This window comes from Lelliottia jeotgali (genome assembly GCF_977070485.1).
The window spans coordinates 276,740-298,954 of sequence record NZ_CDRVFO010000002.1 but is presented as its reverse complement, the minus strand read 5'-3'; the positions used below and the strand labels follow the sequence as shown (position 1 = coordinate 298,954).

Here is a 22,215-nt window from a genome sequence, read left to right as displayed (position 1 = left end):
GCTGTGCGGCGACCAACAAAAACAACGGAGACAACGATGGCTCACTCCAGCTCTCAAGCCAAGAAAGCGACCGCCAGCGGATGGATAGGCTCGGCACTCGAGTACTACGACTTTTTCATCTATGCCCAGGCTGCGGCACTGATCTTCCCGCAGATCTTCTTCCCCAACACCGACCCCAAGATGGCGATCATCGCCTCGCTGGCCACCTACGGCGTGGGTTACCTGGCCCGTCCGGTTGGCGCTTTCGTGCTCGGCCACTGGGGTGATACCCGCGGGCGCAAAAACGTGCTGCTTCTGTGCATGTTCCTCATGGGCATTTCGACCATGGCCGTGGGCCTGCTGCCTACCTACCACGATATCGGCATGCTCGCCCCGGCCTTGCTGGTGCTGCTGCGCCTGGTCCAAGGCTTTGCCGTGGCCGGTGAAATCTCCGGGGCCAGTTCGATGATCATGGAGCACGCACCGTTCGGGCGGCGCGGCTACTTCGCCAGCTTCACCTTGCAGGGCGTTCAGGCCGGCCAGGTAATGGCGGCGGCGGTATTCCTGCCACTGGCCTACTTCATGCCCAGCGAGGCGTTCAACGACTGGGGCTGGCGCATTCCGTTCCTGATGAGCGCCATCGTGCTGATCGCAGGCTTCATCATCCGTAAGGAAGTGCACGAAACCCCGGCCTTTGTGAAAGAAGAGAAACAGGACAAGGTTGCCAAGTCGCCAATCAGCGAGGCCTTCCGCCACAGCTGGAAGCACATGGTGCTGGTGATGTTCATGGCCTTGATGAACGTGATCCCGGTAGTTGCCACCATCTTCGGCGCGGCCTACGCGGTACAGCCGGCCTACGGCATCGGCTTCGACAAGAGCGTGTACCTGTGGATCCCAGTGGTGGGCAACATCGTTGCAGTGCTGGTCATCCCGTTCGTGGGCAATCTTTCCGACAAGATCGGCCGTCGCCCGACCATGATCGCCGGTTGCCTGGGCTCGGGCCTGCTGGCCTTCGCATACCTGTATGCAATCAGCATCCAGAACGTGCCGCTGGCCTTCGCTACCTCGATCCTCATGTGGGGCATGGTTTACCAAGGCTACAACGCGGTGTTCCCAAGCTTCTTCCCTGAGCTGTTCAACACCCGCTACCGCGTATCGGCCATGGCCATTGCACAGAACATCGGCACCATGCTGACCGCCATGCTGCCGGCCTTGTTCGCACTGGTGGCGCCACCGGGTTCGGATAACATTCCGCTGGTGATTGGCGGCCTGGCGTTCTTCATTACCTGCGTATGTGCCCTGGCAGCGTATATCGCGCCGGAAACCCATCGCCTGGCGATGGAAGACCTGGGTAACCCGCAGGCCAAGCCGATGGACAAGGATGCCTACGAGGCCAGCCGCAAGGGCAACCTGCAGACGGTGAGCCACTGATAGACGCAAGGGGCCGCTCTGCGGCCCCTTGCATTTCAGCCGTTTACCACTGCCTGCAAGCGCTGCCACAACTGCTCGACATGCTCGCGCTCAGTGGGCAGCGCCCCCACCGAAACCCGCACCATCCAGCGCCCGTTCAAGGTCGCCGGCGTAACATAGGCCTCACCCGAGGCATTGAGCCGCTCAGCCCATGCCTTGGTATGCGCATCCAGCGCCTCCCCTTCCAGCCCCGCAGGCCGGTGCACAATGCACAAGGTCTGCAACTGTACCGGCGCCAACAGCACCCACTCCCCTGCCGCCTCGATCTGCCCCGCCAGCCAACGGGCATTGTCCAGGTCGCGCCGCAAGCGCTGCTGCAACGCCTCGACCCCCTCGCTGCGCAACATGAACCATAGCTTCAATGCCCGGAACCGGCGCCCCAGCGGGATGCCCCAGTCGCGCAGGTTCTTCACCTCGCCATCGACCGCTGACTGCAGGTAGCTTGGGTTGGTGCTCATCACCCGGATCAGGTGCTGCGGGTCACGCACGTAGTAGATAGAACAGTCGAACGCCACCCCCAACCACTTATGCGCGTTGACCACCACAGAATCAGCCAGCTCGATGCCGTCCCACATCCAGCGGCATTCGGGCAGGATCATCGCGGAGCCGGCCATGGCTGAATCGACGTGCAGCCATAACCCCTGGGCCTGGGCGATTTCGCCAATCTGGCGCAAAGGGTCCAGCGCCGTGGTGGCCGTGGTGCCGGTGGTAGCAACCACAGCGCAGGGCAAGTTACCGTCGGCCAGGTCCTGTTCGATAGCCGCCAACAAGGCTTCGGGGCGCATGGCGAACTGCTCGTCGGTAGCGATCAGGCGGATGTTGGCGCGGCCGAAGCCGGCCAGCAGCGCGGCCTTGTCTACCGAACTGTGGGCGTGGGCACTGACATAGACGATCAGCGGTTTGGCTTCGGCTTGCAGGCCGCCACGCACCAGGGCGTAATCGGTGGCACGCTCACGGGCACAGATCAGCGCGACCAGAGTGCTGGTAGACGCTGTGTCCTGAATCACGCCGCTCCACTGCTCCGACAGGCCCAGCAACTGGCGCACCCAGTCGAGGGTAGTTTCCTCCAGCTCGCTGAGCGCCGGGCTCGATTGCCATGACAGGCCCAGCACACCCAGGCCCGTGCTGAGAAAGTCGCCGAGCACCGACGAAAGAGTGCCATTGGACGGGAAGTAGCCATAAAAATCGGGGTGTTGCCAATGCGACAGGCCAGGCATCACCAGCGTGTTGACGTCATCGAGGATCGCTTCGAAGGGCTCGCCCTGTTGCGGGGCGCCGGCAGGCAAGGCAGCTTTGAGATAGCCGGGCTCGACCTGAGCCATCACCGGGCGTTCACCGACCGTCTGGCGGTAATCGGCGATCAGGTCGATCAATTGATGGCCGTACTGGCGGAATTGTTCTGGGGTCACGCGCGGTCTCCTGTGGGTTGTCAGCTGTCAGGCCCGGCCCCATCGCCGGCAAGCCGGCTCCCACAGGTACTGCACTGGGCTTGAAGGCTCTGGGCAGCTGTGGCAGCCGGCTTGCCGGCGATGGGGGGCATCACCAACAGCACAAGGGCCCCAGTCTAGGCGCCTGCCGCCACACCAATAACCCCGCTTGGCGCATACCTGCTATGGCAAAGCCGCATGCCCACCCTGCACGCCGAACTGTGATTGGCGCCACAGCTCGAAGACCCGGTTGCGCAACCAGCGGTGCTCGGCCGACGCCTGCAGGCGCTGGTGCCACACCACCCAGTAGCGCTGGGTATGCTCCACAAACCCCAGCGGCCGCCAGGCCAGGCCATGCAGCCGGCACAGTTGGCGGGCAATATGCTCGGGCACCGTCGCCAGCGCCTGGCTGTTGCCAACGACCTGCACGGTGGCCGAAAAGAACGGCACCTCCAGGCTGATGCGCCGCTGCAGACCTTGGGTGCGCAGGTGGCGGTCAATGAAGCTGTCCTTGTCGCCACCACCAGAGATGCGCACGTGCTTGAAGGCCAGATAGTCGTCCTGGCTCAGCACTTCGCAGGCCGTCAGCGGATGGTCCCGGCGCATCAGGCACACCGCACGGTCCTCGCCAAGCAGGCGACCGTGAAGGTTGGCCGGCGACTCGTCGAACAGCGTGGTCGCAAGGTCGATCTCGCCGCTGGCGAGCAAAGCATATTGCCCGGCCTGCCAGGTGCGGTAGTCGATGCTTACACCCGGTGCTTCCTGCTCCAGCGCCGCCACCAGCAGCGGCAGCATGTGCTCTGCAACATAGTCGGACGCGGCCAGGCAGAAGCGCCGTTCGCAACGGGCCGGATCGAACGCGGCGGGCTGGCGCAGAGCCTGGAGTTCTTCAAGCACCTGGCGCAGCGGCTCGACCAAGGCTTGGCCGTATTCGCTGAGCACGTAGCCACGGCCCTGGCGCACCAGCAATGGGTCGTCGAAGGCTTCACGCAGGTGTGCCAGCTGGCGGCTCAACGCCGACTGGCTGACGCCAAGGCGCTCGGCGGCGTGGCTGAGGTTTTTCAGCTGCAGGAGGCAGTCGAGGGTGCGCAGGTGGGCGAGGCTGAGGGAGGCGAAGGTTGGGTTCATACAGGCTTCCCCAGGCTGGACACAGGCCCAATCGCCGGCAAGCCGGCCCTCACAAGTACCTCACAGAGCCATGGCGCTGCAGTGTACCTGTGGGAGCCGGCTTGCCGGGGATTGGGCCGCAAAGCGGCCCCGGCTTTTACTCGGTCAGGCCAACGTAGACGTTCTGTACGTCATCATTCTCGTCGATCGCTTCGAGGAACGCCTCGACTTCAGCCAGTGCCTCGGCACTGAGGCTGGCAGCGCTCACCGGGTTCTTCGGGGTGTAGCCGATCTTGGCCGAGGAAACGGTGAAACCGTGCTCGGGCAGGGCTTTCTGCACTGCATCCAGGTCGGTGGTGTCAGTGATGAACAGGGTCGAGCCCTCTTCTTCACCGTCTTCAAAGTCCTGGGCTCCGGCTTCGATGGCGGCCATTTCAGGGTCGGCATCGCCTTCGGGCATGGCTTCGATCAGGCCCACATGGTTGAAGTCCCAGGCCACCGAACCACTGGCACCCAGCTGACCCTTGCGGAACAGCACGCGAATCTGCGCGACGGTGCGGTTGACGTTGTCGGTCAGGCACTCGACGATCAGTGGCACCTGGTGCGGCGCGAAACCTTCGTAAGTCACCGCCTGGTACTGCACGGCATCACCGTCCAGGCCCGCGCCCTTACGGATTGCCCGGTCCAGGGTCTCGCGGGTCATGGAAGCCTTCTTGGCTTGCACGATGGCCAGGCGCAGGCGTGGGTTCATGTCGGGATCGGCGCCCGACCTGGCCGCGATCTGGATTTCCTTGGACAGCTTGCCCATGATCTTGCCCTTGGCATTGGCAGCTGTTTCTCTATGCTTGGCTTTCCACTGTGCGCCCATGTCGACTCTCTTGTTTCAGCGGCCGGTTCAGGAAGCGACCGGCCAAAAAGTGGGAGCAGTTTATACGCCCTCGGGCCAGTGTTCGACAAGAAATCTCACGCTTTGTCAGCCTTGCCCGCCGCCGCCGCGAACCGGGCCAGCCGCACGTCCAGATGGCGTGGCCGCAGCCCCCTGTCTTCGGCGCGCTCCTTACGCCGGATTGCATTGCGTACCATCAGCGACCCCAGGTAACGGATCGGCTCCGGCGGGAACAGCCCCAACGGGCCCTTGACCAGTGGCGAGCGGGTCCAGGGGTTGTCCAGCCCCAGCGCCAGCGACGAGAGGATCTGCCCGCCCATGTGGCACGGCCCTACCCCGCTGCCAGAATATCCGAAGCCATAGAACACGTTGCCCTGCCCGTCCAACCGCCCAAAGAACGGCAGCCCGGTCACCGAGCGGTCCGAGGGGCCGTTCCAGCTGGCCGCCAAGGGCACCTGGGCCAAGGCAGGGAAGAAATCGGCCAGGCTCTCACGCAGCAGCGGCCGGTACGGCGAAGGTTGATCGAATACCGGCAGCATGCGCCCGCCATAGGCGAAGGTGTTGCCACCCTTGCCAAGCATCAGCCGGCCATCGGAGGTGTTGTGGTAGTAATGCACGAAGATCCGCGAGTCCAGCACGCTGATGCCGTTGTTCAGGCCGATCTCGTGCAGCAGCTCGGGGCACGGCTCGGTGATCACCATGTCACTCGAAACGATAGCCACGCTGCGTTCGAACTGCGGGAAGGCACGCGCCATCCAGGCATTGAGGCCGAGCACCACGCGGTCGGCACGCACCGTGCCGTGGGCCGTGCGCACCTGCGCCGGGGCGCCGTGCTCCAGGCCGGTCATGGCCGTGCCTTCGTGAATTCGCACGCCGCGCTGCAACGCCACGCGCCGCAGGCCGCGCACCAACCGGCCAGGCTGGACGGTGGCGGCGGCCGGCGAAAACCAGCCCTCCAGGTGCCGCGCCGAACCGGCCAGGCGCTGTACCTCGTCCAGCGGCAAACGCTCGAATGAATTGATCCCCTTGTGCTCCAGCGCAGCGATCACGGCATCGGTTGCACCCACCTGGGCCTGGTTGGTAGCGGTGTACAGTGTGCCGTCCAGGCGGTAGTCGCAATCGATGCCATTGGCCGCGCAAAACGCGCCAATGGCACCGATGCTGCGCTCTGACTCGCTTACCAGGCGCACCGCTTCGGCCACCCCGAACAGCCGCTCGAGGGTGAAGTACTTGGCCGACCAGGACAGCGCGCAACCACCGTTGCGCCCACTGGCGCCCGCACCGCAGATGTCAGCCTCGATCAGCAGCACGTCCAGCGCCGGCACCGCCTCCTTGAGCATCAGCGCGGTCCAGAGGCCCGTGTAGCCGCCGCCGACGATGCACACGTCGCAGCGGGCATCGCCTTGCAGTGGCGGGCATACCGCGTCCAGTTCACGATCCAGGGCCTGTTGCAGCCAGAAGGGTCTCATTCGCTCGCTTTCCTTTAGGTACGCAGTGGCTTGATCGCCATGCTGGTGTTGGGCGCCACATCATTGGCCTGGGCTGCGCTGGCCGGGCGGCTGTTCCAGTGGGGCAGCAGCACCAGGGCCGAGAACAGTGCGCAACCGGCGAACACGATGAACACCGTGACGCTGTCGAAGTAGCCGGGCAACAGGCCGCCGAGCACCGCGCCCACCGAACCGCAGCCATTGACGAAACCGGCTGCCGTGGCACCGGCCTTGGCGGTGCCGAAGTCGATGGCCGCCGCGCCGCTGATCATCGAGTCTGGCCCGTACAGGGTCAGGCCCATGAAGAACAGCAGACCAACCACCATGACGATGCTGCCGCTGTGCATGGCTGCCATGAACGCCGCCAGGGCCACGGTCAGCAGCACCAGGCTGATCACACAGGCCGGCATGCGCCGGGCGCCAAACAGCTTGTCCGAGGCCAGGCCGATGATGATCGGGCCCAGCAGCCCGGCCAGTTCAAAGGCCGTGGGGATGATCGCAGCACCTACCTTGCCGACCGAGGGCATCTGCTCGAAGACGATCACCGGCCCCCATAGCAAGATCGCGTAGCGCGCCGGTTTTAGAAGAAAGTACGCCAGGCCCAGGGTCAGTACCGTGCGGTTGCGCAGGATCTCGCGCAGCGGCGCCCACACACTGCACAGGCTGCCGGCCGGGGCCATGCTCTGCGGCTCGGGCTCGACCGTCGGCAAGCCCACATCCTCGGGTTTGTTGCGCTGCAGGAAGAAGAACAACACCGCCACCGCCGCCACCACCGCGGCAGTGGAGAAGAATGCCGCCTGCCAGGTGCCGATCAGGGTATAGGCCCACCAGCCGGCGAACGGCGAGGCGACCAGGCCGCCAAATGCATAGCACGAGCTCCACAACCCCAGTACCCGGCCGCGCTGCACGGCGGGGAAGAAGCTGCCGATGTTCTTGCACAGCCCGGCCCAGCCGGTGGACTGCGCCAGGCCCTGGATCAGCATGCAGGTGGCGAAGATCGGGAAGGTCGCGTAACTGCCCATCACCACTGCTGCTGCCGCCGAGATCAACAAGCCACCGAGCACCACCACACGCGGGCCGAAGCGGTCGGCAAGCATGCCCCAGGTGAACTGGCCCACGGCATAGGCGGCCAGGTAGATGGCGTCGAGGTTGGCCATGGAGGCCTTGTCGAGCATGAAAGTCGGGTCTTCACCAATGCCGAGCTTGGCCACCGAGAAGGCCTTGCGGGTGAAGTAGAAGGCGGCGTAGGCCAGCCAGGTGATAGCGAAAATCTGGATGCGCCAGCGTTTCAACGCGGCTAGGGAATGATTCATGTGCGTCTGACCTCTTGCTCAAGTGTGCCGGCAGAATGTGAATAAACGCCTGTCTTGTTTTTGTGTTGCGCACTGCATGACGTGGCTCGTCATCTGGTCAGATGGCGCAGGGGTGCGCGCCATGCCCGGCGGCCGCTTGTGGCAGCGCTGGGTTGGTCAGTATGGAAACAGGTGGTGACTGATAAATAAAATCGATTTATCGTATTTCACACATAAGCTCAGCTTGTTACTGGAGTCGACATGTCGGTGTCCCACGCTCAACTCAAGGCTTTCCATGCAGTGGCCGTGCACGGCAGCTTCACCCGGGCGGCAGAAAAGCTGTTTCTGACCCAGCCGGCCGTGTCCGACCAGGTGCGCAAGCTCGAAGAGCGCTTCGGGGTTTTGCTGTTCCACCGCAACAAGCGTTCGGTGCAGTTGACCGACCTGGGCGAACGCCTGCTGGGCATCAGCAAGCGCCTGTTCGCCTGTGAGGCCGAAGCCCACGAACTGCTGCAGGACTCCCGCGCCCTGCACACCGGCAGCCTGGTGCTGGCGGTGGATGCGCCAGTGCATGTGCTGCCGCAGATCGCACGCTTCTGCCAGCGCTACCCGGGCATCCAGGTCAAGGTCGAGACCGGCAACACCGATGAATCCCTGGCCCGCCTGTTCAGCTACCAGGCCGACCTGGCACTGCTAGGGCGCGATGTCGACGATGAGCGACTGCACTGCGTGCCGCTGCGCCGCGACCCGATGGTGGCGTTCGTCTCGCACAACCACCCATGGGCCAGCCGTGGCTCGATCAGCCTGGCGGACCTGGACGACACGCCGCTGGTGCTACGCGAGCCCGGCTCGGTGACCCGGCAGACGCTGGAGGAAGAAATGCAGCGCGCCGGCCTGCGGATCCGTCCCGCTATTCAGGTTGAGGGCCGGGAGGCAGCACGCGAGGCGGTGGTGGTGGGGATTGGCGTGGGGGTAGTGTCGGCCGCCGAGTTCGGCGCCGATGCGCGGGTGTGTGCGCTGCCCATTGTCGATTGCCAGCGGCACCTCACCGAGACACTGGTGTGTTTGAGCGAGCAGCGTACGCGGCGGGTGGTCGCGACGTTCCTGCAGGTGGTGCAGGAAAGCTTGTAGCGGCCATCCGGGCCCTATCGCCGGCAAGCCGGCTCCCACTGGTTTTGCGCTGAGCCTTGATAACTATGCTGGGTATACATTCCTCTCTAAATGTGCACCTCATGTTTTTCCGTCTAGCCGCCGACACCCTGGTCCTGCTCCATCTGGCCTTCATCCTGCTGGTGCTGTTCGGTGGCCTGCTGGTGCTCAGATGGCGCCCAGCCCTGTCTATCCACCTGCCCGCCCTGGCCTGGGGCCTGGCGGTTGAGGGGCTGCACCTGGAATGCCCGCTGACCGGCTGGGAGAACCGCATGCGCTTCGCCGCAGGTGGTGCCGGCTACCACGGCGGCTTCGTCGAGCACTACATCTGGCCGCTGATCTACCCCGCCGGGTTGACGCCGCAGATCCAGTGGCTGCTAGGCGGCGTCGTGCTGCTGGTCAACCTCGTGATCTATGGCTACGTGATCTGGCGCTGGCGCCAATCACCTACCGCGTAGCAATCACAAACAGCCGCGGGAACGGCAGTAGCACCTTGCCGTCGGTGGCAGCCGGATAGTCGTGCTGCATGGCCTGCAGGTACATCTGCAGGAAGCTCGCCTGCTCCTGCTCGTCCAGCCTGGCCAGATAAGGCCGCAGGGCCGACCCCTTGAACCACTCCACCACGGCCTCGGCGCCACCGGGCAACGGGTGATGGTAGGTCGTGCGCCACACATCCACCCGCGTACACAGCGGGCTGAGCAGGTCGTAGTAGAACGCCGCGTTATGCCGGGGCGGCAAGCTCAGGTCGGCGAATTTTTCGGCCCAGGGGCCGCGGCCGGCGATCTCGCGCAACTGGCGGTGGGCCGGCTCGTCGAGGTTGTCCGGGGTTTGCACGGCCAGGCTTGCACCTTCACTCAGCTGGCGCACCAGGTGCGGGTAGAGCGAACCGTGGTCGGGCACCCATTGCAGCGAAGCGTTGGCCAGGATCAGGTCCTGTGGTTCGGGGGCGGTCCAGTGGGCGATATCGGCAATTTCGCAACGCACCCTGGGGATGCGCAGGCGCTGGCGTGCACGCGCCTTGTCGATCATGTCCGGATCGCTGTCCAGGGCAGTCACCTGGGCATCGGGGTGGCGCTGCAGCAGTATTTCGGTGGAATTACCAGGGCCGCAACCCAGGTCGGTAGCGTGGCGCACCGGGCGTGGAGGCACCGCGGCAAGCAGGTCGCGCACCGCACGGGTGCGTTCGTCTTCGAACAGGGAATACTGGGTGGCGGACCAAGCCATGAGGGGCTCCTTAGGGCGGGCAATGTGCTCAGCATAAGCCATCTGTCGCCTGTACGGGCCCTGTCGCGGGAACTGTTAGCTCATCCTCGAAGTCAGTCCCCTTATGCGCATGCCTATGAAAACATTCCTGGCCCTGGCCCTTCTGGCCCTGATCACCGCCGCCGCCCTCCTCGGCTCACCGTGGATGAACGGGCGCTTTCACATGCCGGAGGACAAACCTCCTGCCCATCAACGCGAAACGGCCGGGTCCACGAGGGAGCCGGCCGCTTCGGACAACCACTAGCGCTTAGTGCTTGCGGGCGCTGCGCATCTGGTGCACCACCCCCATGGCCACCACGATGGCCGCAGCAATGCCGGTGGAGATCACCAGGATCTGGTAGTCAGGCATGAAGGCCATGGTTACCAGTGCGGCGACGATGAAGGCGATCACCAGGTAGGTCAGCCACGGGAACAGCCACATCTTCAGGCGTACTTCCTTGCCCTCGGCGATCAGCTTGCGGCGCATGCGCAGCTGCGAGAAGGCAATCACCAGGTACACCAGCAAAGCGATCATGCCGGTGGTGTTCATCAGCGTATCGAGCACGTCTTTCGGGCGCAGGGTCTCGCTGAAGTTGATCAGCGCGCACACCACGGCCACGGCGCACGAACCGATAATCGCGTTCACCGGTACGCCGGTACCGGCGCGTGTCGTCTTGAAGAACGACGGCGCATCGCCACGCTGTGCCAGCGAGAACAGCATGCGCGAAGCGGTGTAGTGGCCCGAGATCAGGCAGCTGCTCACCGACGTCAGCACCACGAAGTTCATCAACAGCTCGGCATACGGCACACCCAGCAGTTCCAAGGTGCGGCGATAGGCGCCATAACCGGAAACGCCCAGGTGCGGGTCGTTCCACGGCACCAGGCAGACGATCAGGAAGATCGAGCCGACATAGAACAGGCATACACGCCACACCACAGAGTTGGTGGCCTTGACGATCTGAGTGGCCGGGTCCTTGGCTTCGGACGCGGCGATGGTGACGATTTCGGCACCGAGGAAGGCGAACATCACACCAAGCAACGCACCGATCACCGTGGTGATGCCATTGGGCATGAAGCCTTCGGCGGTCAGGTGGGTGATGCCGCGCACTTCACCGAACTGCCAAATGTTCATCACCGCAGCGGTACACACGATCAGGAAACAGACGATCGCGATCACCTTGATCAACGCGAACCAGAACTCGAACTCGCCGTAGTGCTTGACGTTGAAGAAGTTGACGGTGATCAGCACCAGGGTCGTGGCCAGCACGAACACGTTGACGCTCACATCAGGGAAGAAACCATGCAGGATCTTGCCCGCCACATAAGCTTCCCAGGCCATGAGGATGACCCAGTACCACCAGTACAGCCAGCCGATGGTGAAACCGGCCCAACGGCCGATGGCGCGGTCGGCGTAGGTGGAAAACGAACCGGTGTCGGGCGAAGAAGTCGCCATTTCACCCAGCATGCGCATGATCAGTACCACCAGGATGCCGCCTGCCAGGTAGGCCAGGACAGCAGCCGGGCCGGCGCTGTGGATCACGCTGCCGGAGCCGACGAACAAGGCGCCGCCGATAACCCCGGCGATCGACATCATCGTCAGGTGGCGCGACTTCAGCGAGGCACTGAGTTTGCTCTCATGCCCGCTGTTCGCGGTGGTGGTTGTGGATGTTGCGTCCATCAGTTGTGTACCCCGTGCTTCTTTTTATCCAAGGAAAACTGTAAGACCGCGATGGTCATCGGCCTCACCTGTACATCAGTGCTAATGCGGGCAGGAGGTGTGCTGTTACACACGCAGGCCTTCCATGGCGGCCTGCTGACGCGCCCCAGGGTTTGCCCCTGGAGCGAACTGAACATGCTTTATGTGGCGCTATCTGACACCTAATGTAAAAATGTCCGACACATAGAGCCATGCACAGTGGCATGAAAGTCGCACTGCACTGTACAGGTCGCCGATGCAATACACCCTGCAGGCGCCTGCCGTTACGCACCCTCAAGGCCCCCGAATGCTTGAATTACACCCAGACTCCTCGACGCCGTTGGTCAACCAGATCATCGACGGGCTGCGTGAGCTGATCGACAACCAGACCCTCAAGCCAGGTGCCAAGGTCCCGTCGATCCGCGCGTTTGCCGCGACCTATTCGGTGAGCACCTTCACTGTGGTCGAGGCGTACGACCGCCTGGTCGCCCAGGGGCTGTTGGTGAGCAAGGGCAATGCCGGGTTCTTCGTCAACCGTGCGGCGGCTGAATTGCTGGACAACCACAGCGCCGAGGCCGACGCCAGTCGACCATCGTTCAACTCCGAATGGTACCTGCAGCAGATCTTCGAGACCCGCCAGTTGCCATTCAAACCGGGCTGCGGCTGGCTGCCCAACGACTGGATGTACGAAGAAGGCCTGCGCCGCGGCCTGCGCCAGGTTGCCGGCAGCCCGCTGGAGCTGTCCGGCTATGGCGACCCGATGGGCCTGCCGGAATTGCGCGCGCTGACCGCGCAGAACCTGCAGCAGGAACTGTCGATCGTCGCCAACACCGCCCAGCTGATGCTTACCCACGGTGCCAGCCAGGCTCTGGACCTTGCCGTGCGCACGCTTGTGCGCCCGGGTGACGTGGTGCTGGTGGACGACCCCGGCTACCCCAACCTGATGAGCATCCTGCGTACCCAGGGCGCCACTTTGATCGGCGTGCCGCGCACCCCCAATGGCTACGACCTCAACCACCTCGAACAGCTGTTGGCGCACCACCGCCCGACTGCTTTCTTCACTCAGCCGCACCTGCACAGCCCGACCTGCTCGCGCACCCCGCTGGCGCAGCTGCACCGCTTGCTGCAACTGGCCAGCCAGCACGGCTTTCGCCTGGTGGAAAACAACCTGTACGCCGACATGGTCGCCGAGCCGCAGCCGTGCCTGGCCAGCCTCGACCACCTGCAGCAGGTGGTGTACGTGGGCAGCTACTCCAAGAGCATTTCGCCCAACGTGCGGGTCGGCTACCTGCTGGCCAACCCACAGCTGTCGCAAAAGCTGCTGCACCTTAAGATGCGCTCGGGCCTGACCACCTCGCAGGTTATGGAGCGTGTGGTGTATGCCGCGATCATCGACGGCCGCTGGCGCAAGCACCTCAAGCGCCTGCGCCAGCGCCTGGCCGAGGCCCATCAGGAAGTTGGCCGGCACCTGCACCGGCTGGGTTTCGAACTGTTCATCGAGTCGGACGAAGGCATGTACATCTGGACCCGCCACCCGGCCATCCCGGACAGCGCAGCGCTACTGGATGATGCGCTGGAGAAAGGCATCATGCTCGGGCCCGGGCAGTTGTTCATGGTCGATGCCAAACCGACCGGGTGGATGCGGTTCAACGTGGCGTTCAGTACCGACCCTGCGATGTGGGAGTTGCTGGAGAAGGTGTTGGTGAAGCATGTGCGCCGGGGTGGGTTCTAGGGGCGCTGGGGTATTGGAATAAGCCACACACAGGGACCACGCAAACCTCAGGAACTGCGCCCACCTGTGGGAGCTGGCTTGCCTGCGATGGGGTGCGTAGCAGCCCTGTAGCGCCTGAGCCGCGCAGAAGCGCTGTTCATCCAGGCACTGCAGGCATGAAACAAGGCACAGGCCACTCATCCTGCTGAACTTGGATCCTATTCACTGAACGGGTATGCTCGCGCAATAGCCAATTGCCATCATTCAGGCGCGCACCACGCCTGAACTTCAAGGACGAGCCCTTTGCCCAGCAACTCTACCCGCCACACGATCGCCCGCCAGTGGCAACTGCTCAAATTGCTGCCCGACCGCCACCCGGGCATGAGCTCCACACAGTTGCAGGCCGCACTGGCCAAGGTCGGCTACAAGACCAGCAAACGCACGGTGGAACGTGACCTCAATGAGCTTGCGTCGCTGTTCCATTTACGCTGCAACAACAAGGGCATGCCCTACGGCTGGTACTGGCAGCCAGGCCGCAGCCTCGGTGAGGCTCAGCAACTGCAGCCCGATGCGCTCTGCCCTGCCCGGCAGATCGAATTGCGCGCCTGGGTGGATGACGCCCTCGCACGGCGCCTGGAGGACCAGCCCTTGTCAGATGACATGCGCCTGGCCCCGCACGGCAACGGCGGGGCGACCCTGGATGCCACCGTCGACGACAGCCGCGCGTTGATGGGCTGGCTGCTGTCCCAGGCGGGCTCCATACGTGTACAGGCGCCAGAGGCATTGCGCACAGCCGTGATCGAGCAGTTGCGCCAAAGCCTGGCCCTGCACGACGGCGGCCACTAAGCGCCAGGTGACGCCATCAGGAGGGCAATATAGGCTTGCGTGACCGCACGAGGCAGGTGTAGCCCAGGCCCAGCACGCTGAGCACCAGCACACCGAGCAGCACCATCAGCTCCCGGCTATAGCGCGCCACCAGCGCCGGAAAACCGATGAATTCTCGATACACCTGCACATCCGCCACACCGTCGGCATGGCTGATGCTGATACCACCTTGGCGGATCTGCGAGTAGTCGGCATCGAAGTAGACCCACACCTTGCACGCCCGGCCTTGCTCGATGACAGGGATCTCGACCATGGGCGTGGAGGCCTCGTAGAGGGTGTCGTTGCCTGAGCCGTCGCGCACTTGCACCAAACCCTTGGCCGGCAGGCGCACCTTGACCTCGCGCACCTCGGTGTGACCGGTGTTGCGCAGCTCTATGAGCAAGCCGGTACGGTGATCCACCAACCCGGCCTCGAACGGTTTGGCGAACAATTGGGCGTAGGGTGCCTGGGCCAGGTCGATCAGCCTGTCGACCTGATCCTGGCTCAAGGCCCCCTGGCCGATGCTGGCGATGCGTGGTTGCAGCCGCTCGTACTTGAGCTGTTCATTGGTCTTGCTGATGCGCTCGCTGAACTGGCTTGGGTAGGTGAGGTAGGAATAGGTCAGGGAAGCTTCGAGGCGGGCATTGTCCTTGAGCACCACGTAGGCCACCAGCCAGACCATCAGGCCAAGCAACAGGGCTACGAGCAGTTTCCCGATTTTGTCCCAACTCAACGGTAGGTTTCCTTCTGTCACGGCATGGACGGCTCAGCGGCCACAAAGGGTGCCAAGTTCAACGTCACCAGGCAAGCACTCAGTGACCCCGTACCGCTTCAGGCAAACCGTTCGACCTGCGCCTGCGTCCGGCGCATCAGCACCTTGCCATGCCGTATCGACACCAGCGCATGGCCTTGGCTGCGCACCATCTCATAGTCGTCCGGCGCCGACAGCAACAACAAATTCGCCGGGCGCCCCACTTCGATGCCGTAGCGCTCGCCTAGGTTGAGTGTGCGCGCACTGTTGTCGGTGATCAGGTCCAGGCAACGTTGCAGGTCTTCGTAGCCCAGCATGTGGCAGATGTGCAACCCTGCCTCGAGGATGCGCAGGATGTTGCCATTGCCCAGCGGGTACCAAGGGTCAACGATCGAGTCCTGGCCAAAGCACACATTCATCCCTGCCCTGTCGATCTCGGCCACACGCGTCAGGCCGCGGCGTTTAGGGTAGCTGTCGAAGCGCCCCTGCAGGTGGATGCTCTCGGTCGGGCACGAAACGAAATTGATGCCCGACATTTTCAACAGGCGGAACAGTTTGGAACAGTAGGCATTGTCATACGAGCCCATGGCCGTGGTGTGGCTCGCGGTCACCCGTGCCCCCATCCCGCGCACCCGCGCTTCTTCGGCCAGCACCTCGAGGAAGCGCGACTGCGGGTCGTCGGTTTCGTCGCAATGCACGTCCACCAGGCAGCCCGTGCGCTCGGCCAGCTCCATGAGGAATTTCACTGACGACACGCCCTGGTCGCGGGTGTTCTCGAAGTGTGGAATGCCGCCGACCACGTCGGCGCCCATCGCTACCGCCTCGGTCATCAACGCACGGCCGTTGGCGTACGACTCGATGCCTTCCTGCGGGAACGCGACGATCTGCAGGTCGATCAGCCCGCGCACCTCCTCACGCACCTCGACCATCGCCTTGAGCGCGGTGAGCTTTGGATCGGTCACATCCACATGGGTACGCACATGCTGGATGCCATGGTCGACGAGCATGCCGATGGTCTTCTTGGCCCGAGTCTTGATGTCGTCGTGGGTTGTGATTGCCTTGCGCTCGGCCCAGCGCTCGATACCCTCGAACAGCGTGCCGCTCATGTTCCAGTTCGGCTCACCGGCGGTCAAAGTGGCATCGAGGTGAATGTGCGGTTCGACGAAGGGGGGCACCACCAGGTTCTGTTGGGCGTCCAGGTCGTCTGGGCTGGAGGGCATGACGGCATTGGCCTGGGGCACAATGGCGGCGATACGCTCGCCGTCCAGTTCGATGCGCATCAGGCCGGGCTTGCCGCGCAGTCGTGCGTTGATGATGTTCATGGAGTTACTCCTTGCCTTGGGCTTCGGTCATGCGCCATATCAGCATAGCGACCGCAGCGTTCATACGGAAAAGCGGGTCGTCCAGGGACTGCCCGCTCAGTTGTTCGATGCGTTGCATCCGTTGGTTGATGGTGTTGCGGTGCAAACCCAGGCGCTGCCCGGCCTTGAGGCCATTGCCGTTCTCCTTGAGCAGCGCGTCGAGGGTGTGCAGCAATGCGTTGGGCTGTTTGCGCCCGGGGGTGCGCAGCGGGCCGAGGGTCTGGGCGACGAAGTCATCGATCAGCGAACGGTCGACGATACCCTGCAACAGGCGCAATACACCGAGCTCGCTGAAGTCGCACAGGCCGGTGGCCGGGCGCAGGTTTTGCGCAACCTCCAGGGCCTGGCGCGCCTGGTTGAGGGCCTGACGGTAATGGCCACAGTCCCCGGCGAGGCTCGACAGGCCCATGAACAGCCCCATCTCACAAGCCTGCGCGGCCAACTGCCGGTGCAGGCCGGCCAGGGCTGCACGCAAGTCCGTCGTATCGGGCAGCAGCAACACGAACAGGTCACCGGCCAGTTGCGCCGTGACCGCGCCGGCCCGGGCCCGGCACCAGGCCTCAAGCTGGTCTTCCAGGGTTTGGCGAGTGTCCTGCCACAGGCGTTCGCCTATGGCCAGGCCATGCCGCTCGAACAGCCCGTCGACCGCCGACAAGCGCAACGCCACCAAACGCCGCGGCCCGTCCAGGTCGAGCTGCAGGTGCGCGGCCCGCTGCCGGGCGATGGCCAGGCTCGGATAGTCACCGGTCAGCAGTTGCCCGAGGATATCGTTGCGCGAGCGGCGCACCTGGGCCATCTGTACCAGTGCAGTACCGATCAGGTGTGTGACCACCACCATCTTCAGGGCATAGGGCTGTTCGATCAGTGGCAACCCCAACTGCTCGGCGCGCTCTATTACCGCGGCCGGAATACACTGGATGAAGGTACCGCCTGTGAGGATCACCATGCCGGCGATACCCACCGCATCGCCGTCTTCGACCAGGCTCAACAGGTTGCCCTCGCCGCGTGGGTGGTTGATGCCGGTGACGAACACCAGCTCACCGCCCATCACCCATTCGGCGATGCCCTCGTTCTCCGCCACGTAGGGCCAGCGCACCCGCCGCTGCAGGTTGCGTGCACCAGCCCGCACGCTCATCTCGTGCAGGCCGGGCAGCTGCAGGATCTCTTCCAGGGCCAGGCTCACGGCTCGACCCGCGCCTGGCCCAGTGCCCGGCGTCGGCCGCCGAGCTCAAGCAGCACGATGTAGCACAGCGCCGAGGCACCGATGCCCACCAATGGCGCCACCCAGGGCGAGGCATAGGCCGCCAGCGCACCGACCCCATAGGCGAACAGCCCCAGCAGGTTGTAGCGCGGCAGGCTGACCGTGGCCAGGGCCGGATACTTGCCACGGTGGCGGTACCAGAAGTCGGCCATGATCACCCCACCCACCGGCGGGATGATCGAACCCAGCAATACCAGGAAGGGAATCAGCAACTCGTACATGCCACCGATCGCCAACACGATGCCTACCCCTGCCGCCACCAGCGTTGCCGTGCGCCGGCGTTCGCTGCGCACCAGGTGACACGCTGCGGCGGCAACGTTGTAGATGGTTGGCCCCTGGATGGTCCACAGGTTGAGGCAGAGCATGACCACCGCTGCGAACGAAAGCCCTTGCAGCATCATCACTTCGACGATGTCGGCCTGCTGATAGACCATCGCGCACCAGGCGCCGGCCACGACCATCAGCCCGTTGCCGAGCAGAAATGCCACCACACTGGCCGTCACCGCCACCCGCCCGCTGCGGGACAGGCGCGTCCAGTTGGTGGCTTGGGTGGCGCCGCTGGCAAAAGTGCCGAAGACCATGGTCACCGCCGCCGAAAAAGTCATGGTTTCATGCGGTACCAGTGCCGCCAGTTGCTGCAGGCCACCCACGTCACGGGTGGCGATTACCATGGAAACGATCAACAGGACGAACATCAGCGGTACCGATACCCGCGACAGCAGGTCCAGCCCCTTGAAACCGACCATTGCCGTGATGCTGAAGCCCAACCCGAACAGCACCATCAACGGCACGGTGAAGCCCTCGGCAAGCCCAAGCAGTTTGACCAGCACGATCGCCACAGTGGCCGTGCCCCACGCATACCAGCCCAGTTCGGCGAAGCCGAGCAGGAAGTCCGACAGCCGGCTGCCGGCCTCGCCGAAGCAGAAGCGCCCCATCAGTACAGTGTTGAGCCCGCTGCGCGAAGCGATGAACGCCAGCGCGGCGGCGTAAAGGGCCAGCAGCGTGTTGCCGAGGGTGGCGATCCAGAGCATGTCGATGAACCCGAAGGCCATGCCCAGCTTGCCCCCGGCGAACATCGTGCCGGTGAAGAAAGTGAAACTGAACAGGACCATGGCGATTGGCAAAAGGCCCTTGCGGGCGTGCTGCGGCGCCTCGCAAAGCGGGAATTCGGAGGGGGAACTCATTGTCAGGTGCTCCGGGTTTAGGTTGGAGCAGCCAGAGCAATATACGGGCCGCTTTTTGCTGGCCGATGTACGGCGAAATAGCAGGCGCACGGCATGACAAATAGTGTGCAGGTTGCACAGCATGGCCCGTTCTTGATGGTTTTTTATGTGCCGGTTGCCTCAATTTGAGGCCGCCGCGCACCAAAGCGGGACGCGGCTGGGTAGTTTTCACCCGGCCGCCCCTCAAGTACGAAGCGTCCGGTCAGACCGACGCTGCGCGTGGCATCAGTTCATAGGGATGCTTCCAGCCCGGCAGCGCCTGGATACGCGCTTTCCACGCTTCAATATGGGTGAATTGTGCCAACGGGATGCCGGTATCTTCCGGCATGAACACATAGCCCGCCAGCGACAGGTCAGCGATGGTCAGGCGCCCACCGACCATATAGGGCGTTTTCGCCAGGTGCGCATCGACCACCCGGTAAGCAGCCGTGGCGCGCTCGCGAAGAAACTGGGTTACTGGTGTTTCGCCGGAGTTCTTCAGGCAGAAGATGAACCGCAGCGCCGCGTAATAGGCAGTGAACTTGTGGTTGTCGAACAGCATCCAGCGCCAGATTTCGCGCTTTTCGTTGTCATCGCGCGGGCCGAACTGGCCGGTGCGTTCGGCGAGGTATTCGAGGATTAGCGCCGACTGGGTGATTTTCTGGCCCGCATGCTCCAGCACCGGCACTTCGCCCTGCTCGTTGACCTCATCACGCCAGCTTTGCTCGCGAGTCTGGCCGTTGAAGAAATCGACGAACACCGGCTGCCAGGCCTGGCCGGTGAGTTCGAGCATGAGGGCAGCTTTATAGGCATTGCCGGATTCGGCGAAGCAGTGCAGTTTGTAGTCGGGCATGGTGGTCCTTCATTTTCCCAGGGTCGATGGCGCTGTTCGTGGGGACCGCAAATGGGTCGTCAAGCTGAGCAGACCACGCCCGCTCGACACGGTCAATGCAGTACGCGCAAAGTAGAGTGGTACTCCTTCACGCCAGGATGGCCCGTATGCCCTACCCCACACTCCCTTTCTCCCTGACCACCCCGCGCACCCGCCTGGTCCGCCCCGACCCGGCCCTTGCAGCGCAACTGCGCCAGGCCCTGCTCGAAAGCTACACCCTGCACCAACCCTTCCTGGCCTGGGCCAAACCTGACTGGACGCTGCAGGAAGTACGCGAGAGCCTGCAACTGAGTGCCGGTGAATTTCTCGACCCCGCAGCCGAAAAGCGGTACTTCGTGCTGCACGCGGACAGTGACGCAGTCATCGGCTGCATCGGTCTGCGCCCGGGCAACGCAGAGTACGAGGTAGGTTACTGGGCCAGCCAGGCGTTCAGTGGCAAAGGGCTGATGCGCGAAGCATTGACCGGCCTGCTCGATGCCATCGCAACCCCGGTGTGGCTGACCACCGATATCGACAACCAGGCCAGCCAGCGCCTGGCAGAGCGCGCCGGCTTCGTCATAGCCGGCGCCAAGCTCACCGAACTCGATCCGAGCACGCCGCGCCCGCTGTATCGACGCTCACCAGCATAAGCGCTGAAAGTTTTGTCAATCCGCGCTCGACGGTAATGATCCACCAAGGGAACTACCACCCCAGTTGCGCCATCTTACTCACTGAGTGGTATTTCCCTTGGGCTTCACGCTATTGGAGAACACGCTATGCGCCACCTATTCCTCGCACCTGCATTGCTGCTCCTGCTGCCTGCCGGTGCTGCCATGGCCCGCGTCGATGCGGGCGACGTCGCTACCTCGGCCGGTGTATCCGCCTCGCTGTATTCGACTTTCAAGGATGACAAACGGATCATCCCCGCCCGTGACGAGTTGTCTGCATTCGTCGCCAGCGGTGGTGCTATTCGAGGCGCCTACGTGGAATCGGCGCTGGAACAGGCACGCAAGGACAATCCTGGCTTGCAGGCCAGCGATGAAGAGCTGGCTCGAGCCATATTGTCCCAAGATGACCCAATGGCTCACCACTGAGGCCTGTATGACTTTCTCGCGGGCCGCCCCCCGGGGCGTGCCCGCGAAAAGGCTGCATTTGCCCGGGCAGGTACACGCTTGAGGGGCTAGGCTCAACGGTCCACCACGACAAGGAAGAACCGATGCCTTTGCCCCGCCCTCCCCACGCCATCGCCCTGGCGCTTTTGATCGCCTGTACCCAGGCAACCGCTGCCCAACCTTCTCCCCAGGACCTGCTCAAGCAAGCCCAAGGCGAACAGGCAGCCTACCTTGAAACCCTCAAGAGCCTGGTTTCGGTCGACACCGGTACCGGCACCGAGCCCGGCCTTGAACAAGTCAGCGCCGCGCTGGTCCAGCGCCTCGAGGCATTGGGTGCCCAGGTGCAAACCCACTCCGCCAAACCGTCCGTGGGCGACAACATCGTCGGCACCTTCAAAGGTACCGGCAGCAAAGATTTCCTGCTCATGGTCCACTACGACACCGTCTTCGTCCCTGGCACCGTGGCCAAGCGCCCGTTCCGCGTGGATGGCCCACGCGCCTACGGCCCGGGCGTTGCCGACGCCAAGGGTGGCGTGGCGATGATCCTGCATGCACTCAAACTGCTGCAACAGCAAGAGTTCAAGGGTTACCGCACGCTCACCGTGCTGTTCAACCCGGATGAGGAAATGGGTTCGGCCGGGTCGAAGCAGATCATCGCCGAACTGGCGCGCAAGCATGACTACGTGTTCTCTTACGAGCCACCGGACAAGGACGCCGTGACGGTCGCCACCAATGGCATCAACCGCCTCAGGCTCGAGGTCAAAGGCCGTGCCTCGCACGCAGGCTCGGCCCCCGAAGAGGGGCGCAACGCGTTGACCGAACTGGCCCATCAGTTGCTCCAGCTCAAAGACCTGGGTGATGCCAGCAAAGGCACCACGGTGAACTGGACCCTGGCCAAAGCCGGCGAAAAGGCCAACATCATCCCGGCATTGGCCACTGCCGAAGCGGACATGCGCTACTCGGACCTGAGCGAGACCGACCGGGTGCAGGGTGACGCTCAGCGCATCGTGAAAAAACTGCTGGTCGCCGATACCCAAGCGACCGTCACCGTCGAAAAAGGCCGCCCACCCCTGGCACGCAATGACGCATCGGCGAAGCTGGCCCAGACTGCCCAGCAGCTGTACGCCAAAGTCGGCCACAAGATCGAGCCGATTGCCATGCGCTTCGGCACCGATGCCGGTTATGCCTACGTACCGGGCAGCGACAAGCCTGCAGTGCTGGAAACCCTGGGCGTGGTCGGCGCGGGGCTGCATGGGGACGATGAGTACATCGAGCTGAACAGTGTGGCGCCGCGCTTGTACTTGACGGTCGCGATGATCCGGCATCTGGCGCAATAGAGGTATTTCT

General features: G+C 63.7%; 20 protein-coding genes. 8 read left to right on the top strand and 12 right to left on the bottom strand.

From position 1 onward, the window contains the following. Positions 1-36: 36 nt before the first annotated feature. Positions 37-1,410: an MFS transporter gene (locus ACW4TB_RS03845; RefSeq protein WP_012314113.1), complete on the top strand. Its 1,374-nt coding sequence runs from the start codon at positions 37-39 to the stop codon at positions 1,408-1,410. Positions 1,411-1,445: 35 nt separating this feature from the next. On the opposite strand, the gene ACW4TB_RS03840 is transcribed toward ACW4TB_RS03845, so the two are convergent. The 5 genes from ACW4TB_RS03840 to ACW4TB_RS03820 all read right to left on the bottom strand — a co-directional run bounded on the left by ACW4TB_RS03840 (position 1,446) and on the right by ACW4TB_RS03820 (position 7,669). Beyond that, positions 1,446-2,858: a DOPA decarboxylase gene (locus ACW4TB_RS03840; RefSeq protein WP_012314112.1), complete on the bottom strand. Its 1,413-nt coding sequence runs from the start codon at positions 2,856-2,858 to the stop codon at positions 1,446-1,448. A gap of 201 nt (positions 2,859-3,059) precedes the next feature. Next, positions 3,060-4,004: a LysR family transcriptional regulator gene (locus tag ACW4TB_RS03835; protein ID WP_012314111.1), complete on the bottom strand. Its 945-nt coding sequence runs from the start codon at positions 4,002-4,004 to the stop codon at positions 3,060-3,062. A 136-nt stretch (positions 4,005-4,140) separates the two neighbouring features. After that, a complete protein-coding gene (locus tag ACW4TB_RS03830) occupies positions 4,141-4,851 on the bottom strand; it encodes a YebC/PmpR family DNA-binding transcriptional regulator (protein ID WP_455828229.1) in 711 nt (236 codons plus the stop codon). 95 nt (positions 4,852-4,946) lie between these two features. Continuing rightward, positions 4,947-6,338 carry an FAD-dependent oxidoreductase gene (locus ACW4TB_RS03825; RefSeq protein WP_254467669.1) on the bottom strand — a complete coding sequence of 464 codons (1,392 nt, stop codon included), beginning with the start codon at positions 6,336-6,338 and terminating at the stop codon, positions 4,947-4,949. Between the two features lie 14 nt (positions 6,339-6,352). Then, positions 6,353-7,669 carry an MFS transporter gene (locus ACW4TB_RS03820; RefSeq protein ID WP_279933689.1) on the bottom strand — a complete coding sequence of 439 codons (1,317 nt, stop codon included), beginning with the start codon at positions 7,667-7,669 and terminating at the stop codon, positions 6,353-6,355. Positions 7,670-7,909: 240 nt separating this feature from the next. Between ACW4TB_RS03820 and ACW4TB_RS03815 the strand changes: the two genes are divergently transcribed. Beyond that, a complete protein-coding gene (locus ACW4TB_RS03815) occupies positions 7,910-8,779 on the top strand; it encodes a LysR substrate-binding domain-containing protein (RefSeq protein ID WP_241805859.1) in 870 nt (289 codons plus the stop codon). Between the two features lie 101 nt (positions 8,780-8,880). After that, positions 8,881-9,255, top strand: a complete 375-nt coding sequence (locus ACW4TB_RS03810) for a DUF2784 domain-containing protein (protein WP_279933688.1) — start codon at positions 8,881-8,883, stop codon at positions 9,253-9,255. Here ACW4TB_RS03810 and tam read toward each other — a convergent pair. After that, positions 9,245-10,021: a trans-aconitate 2-methyltransferase gene (gene tam / locus ACW4TB_RS03805; RefSeq protein WP_012314105.1), complete on the bottom strand. Its 777-nt coding sequence runs from the start codon at positions 10,019-10,021 to the stop codon at positions 9,245-9,247. The genes ACW4TB_RS03810 and tam overlap by 11 nt on opposite strands. Positions 10,022-10,307: 286 nt before the next feature. Next, positions 10,308-11,717, bottom strand: coding sequence for an amino acid permease (locus ACW4TB_RS03800; protein WP_012314103.1), 1,410 nt, complete (start codon positions 11,715-11,717; stop codon positions 10,308-10,310). Between the two features lie 325 nt (positions 11,718-12,042). On the opposite strand from ACW4TB_RS03800, the gene ACW4TB_RS03795 reads away from it, so the two are divergent. Then, the gene (locus tag ACW4TB_RS03795; protein WP_012314102.1) at positions 12,043-13,467 is read left to right on the top strand and encodes an aminotransferase-like domain-containing protein; all 1,425 of its coding nucleotides are present in this window, start codon (positions 12,043-12,045) and stop codon (positions 13,465-13,467) included. 282 nt (positions 13,468-13,749) lie between these two features. Then, on the top strand, positions 13,750-14,292 hold the full coding sequence (locus ACW4TB_RS03790) for a WYL domain-containing protein (RefSeq protein ID WP_279933687.1): 543 nt from the start codon (positions 13,750-13,752) through the stop codon (positions 14,290-14,292). Positions 14,293-14,308: 16 nt separating this feature from the next. On the opposite strand, the gene ACW4TB_RS03785 is transcribed toward ACW4TB_RS03790, so the two are convergent. From ACW4TB_RS03785 to ACW4TB_RS03765, 5 genes are all read right to left on the bottom strand, one after another. Further along, positions 14,309-15,043 (bottom strand): hypothetical protein, encoded by a 735-nt coding sequence (locus tag ACW4TB_RS03785; protein ID WP_279933686.1) that lies wholly within the window; start codon positions 15,041-15,043, stop codon positions 14,309-14,311. Between the two features lie 98 nt (positions 15,044-15,141). Next, entirely contained in the window at positions 15,142-16,383 is a 1,242-nt protein-coding gene (gene codA / locus ACW4TB_RS03780) for a cytosine deaminase (protein WP_012314099.1), read from the bottom strand. 4 nt (positions 16,384-16,387) lie between these two features. Then, entirely contained in the window at positions 16,388-17,605 is a 1,218-nt protein-coding gene (locus tag ACW4TB_RS03775) for a PucR family transcriptional regulator (protein WP_279933685.1), read from the bottom strand. Further along, complete coding sequence (gene codB / locus ACW4TB_RS03770) at positions 17,602-18,867, bottom strand: cytosine permease (RefSeq protein WP_012314097.1); 1,266 nt, start codon at positions 18,865-18,867, stop codon at positions 17,602-17,604. Before codB ends, ACW4TB_RS03775 begins: the two co-directional genes overlap by 4 nt. A 241-nt stretch (positions 18,868-19,108) precedes the next feature. Beyond that, positions 19,109-19,738, bottom strand: a complete 630-nt coding sequence (locus ACW4TB_RS03765; protein WP_254467662.1) for a glutathione S-transferase family protein — start codon at positions 19,736-19,738, stop codon at positions 19,109-19,111. Positions 19,739-19,884: 146 nt separating this feature from the next. Here ACW4TB_RS03765 and ACW4TB_RS03760 point away from each other — a divergent pair, with 146 nt between their 5' ends. The 3 genes from ACW4TB_RS03760 (at position 19,885) to ACW4TB_RS03750 (ending at position 22,205) form a co-directional block, all read left to right on the top strand. Next, entirely contained in the window at positions 19,885-20,406 is a 522-nt protein-coding gene (locus ACW4TB_RS03760; RefSeq protein WP_012314095.1) for a GNAT family N-acetyltransferase, read from the top strand. Positions 20,407-20,532: 126 nt separating this feature from the next. Beyond that, the gene (locus ACW4TB_RS03755) at positions 20,533-20,850 is read left to right on the top strand and encodes a DUF2388 domain-containing protein (RefSeq protein WP_012314094.1); all 318 of its coding nucleotides are present in this window, start codon (positions 20,533-20,535) and stop codon (positions 20,848-20,850) included. A 122-nt stretch (positions 20,851-20,972) separates the two neighbouring features. Then, a complete protein-coding gene (locus ACW4TB_RS03750) occupies positions 20,973-22,205 on the top strand; it encodes a M20/M25/M40 family metallo-hydrolase (protein ID WP_279933684.1) in 1,233 nt (410 codons plus the stop codon). The last annotated feature ends 10 nt before the right edge of the window (positions 22,206-22,215 follow it).

Excerpts from the sequence above, each read along its gene's own strand:
- codA (WP_012314099.1), bottom strand. The coding sequence starts at position 16,383 with ATGAACATCATCAACGCACGACTGCGCGGCAAGCCCGGCCTGATGCGC.
- ACW4TB_RS03810 (WP_279933688.1), top strand. The coding sequence starts at position 8,881 with ATGTTTTTCCGTCTAGCCGCCGACACCCTGGTCCTGCTCCATCTGGCC.
- ACW4TB_RS03820 (WP_279933689.1), bottom strand. The coding sequence starts at position 7,669 with ATGAATCATTCCCTAGCCGCGTTGAAACGCTGGCGCATCCAGATTTTC.
- ACW4TB_RS03800 (WP_012314103.1), bottom strand. The coding sequence starts at position 11,717 with ATGGACGCAACATCCACAACCACCACCGCGAACAGCGGGCATGAGAGC.
- ACW4TB_RS03765 (WP_254467662.1), bottom strand. The coding sequence starts at position 19,738 with ATGCCCGACTACAAACTGCACTGCTTCGCCGAATCCGGCAATGCCTAT.
- ACW4TB_RS03830 (WP_455828229.1), bottom strand. The coding sequence starts at position 4,851 with ATGGGCGCACAGTGGAAAGCCAAGCATAGAGAAACAGCTGCCAATGCC.
- ACW4TB_RS03755 (WP_012314094.1), top strand. The coding sequence starts at position 20,533 with ATGCGCCACCTATTCCTCGCACCTGCATTGCTGCTCCTGCTGCCTGCC.
- ACW4TB_RS03795 (WP_012314102.1), top strand. The coding sequence starts at position 12,043 with ATGCTTGAATTACACCCAGACTCCTCGACGCCGTTGGTCAACCAGATC.
- ACW4TB_RS03835 (WP_012314111.1), bottom strand. The coding sequence starts at position 4,004 with ATGAACCCAACCTTCGCCTCCCTCAGCCTCGCCCACCTGCGCACCCTC.
- ACW4TB_RS03815 (WP_241805859.1), top strand. The coding sequence starts at position 7,910 with ATGTCGGTGTCCCACGCTCAACTCAAGGCTTTCCATGCAGTGGCCGTG.
- ACW4TB_RS03750 (WP_279933684.1), top strand. The coding sequence starts at position 20,973 with ATGCCTTTGCCCCGCCCTCCCCACGCCATCGCCCTGGCGCTTTTGATC.
- ACW4TB_RS03825 (WP_254467669.1), bottom strand. The coding sequence starts at position 6,338 with ATGAGACCCTTCTGGCTGCAACAGGCCCTGGATCGTGAACTGGACGCG.
- codB (WP_012314097.1), bottom strand. The coding sequence starts at position 18,867 with ATGAGTTCCCCCTCCGAATTCCCGCTTTGCGAGGCGCCGCAGCACGCC.
- ACW4TB_RS03845 (WP_012314113.1), top strand. The coding sequence starts at position 37 with ATGGCTCACTCCAGCTCTCAAGCCAAGAAAGCGACCGCCAGCGGATGG.
- ACW4TB_RS03760 (WP_012314095.1), top strand. The coding sequence starts at position 19,885 with ATGCCCTACCCCACACTCCCTTTCTCCCTGACCACCCCGCGCACCCGC.
- tam (WP_012314105.1), bottom strand. The coding sequence starts at position 10,021 with ATGGCTTGGTCCGCCACCCAGTATTCCCTGTTCGAAGACGAACGCACC.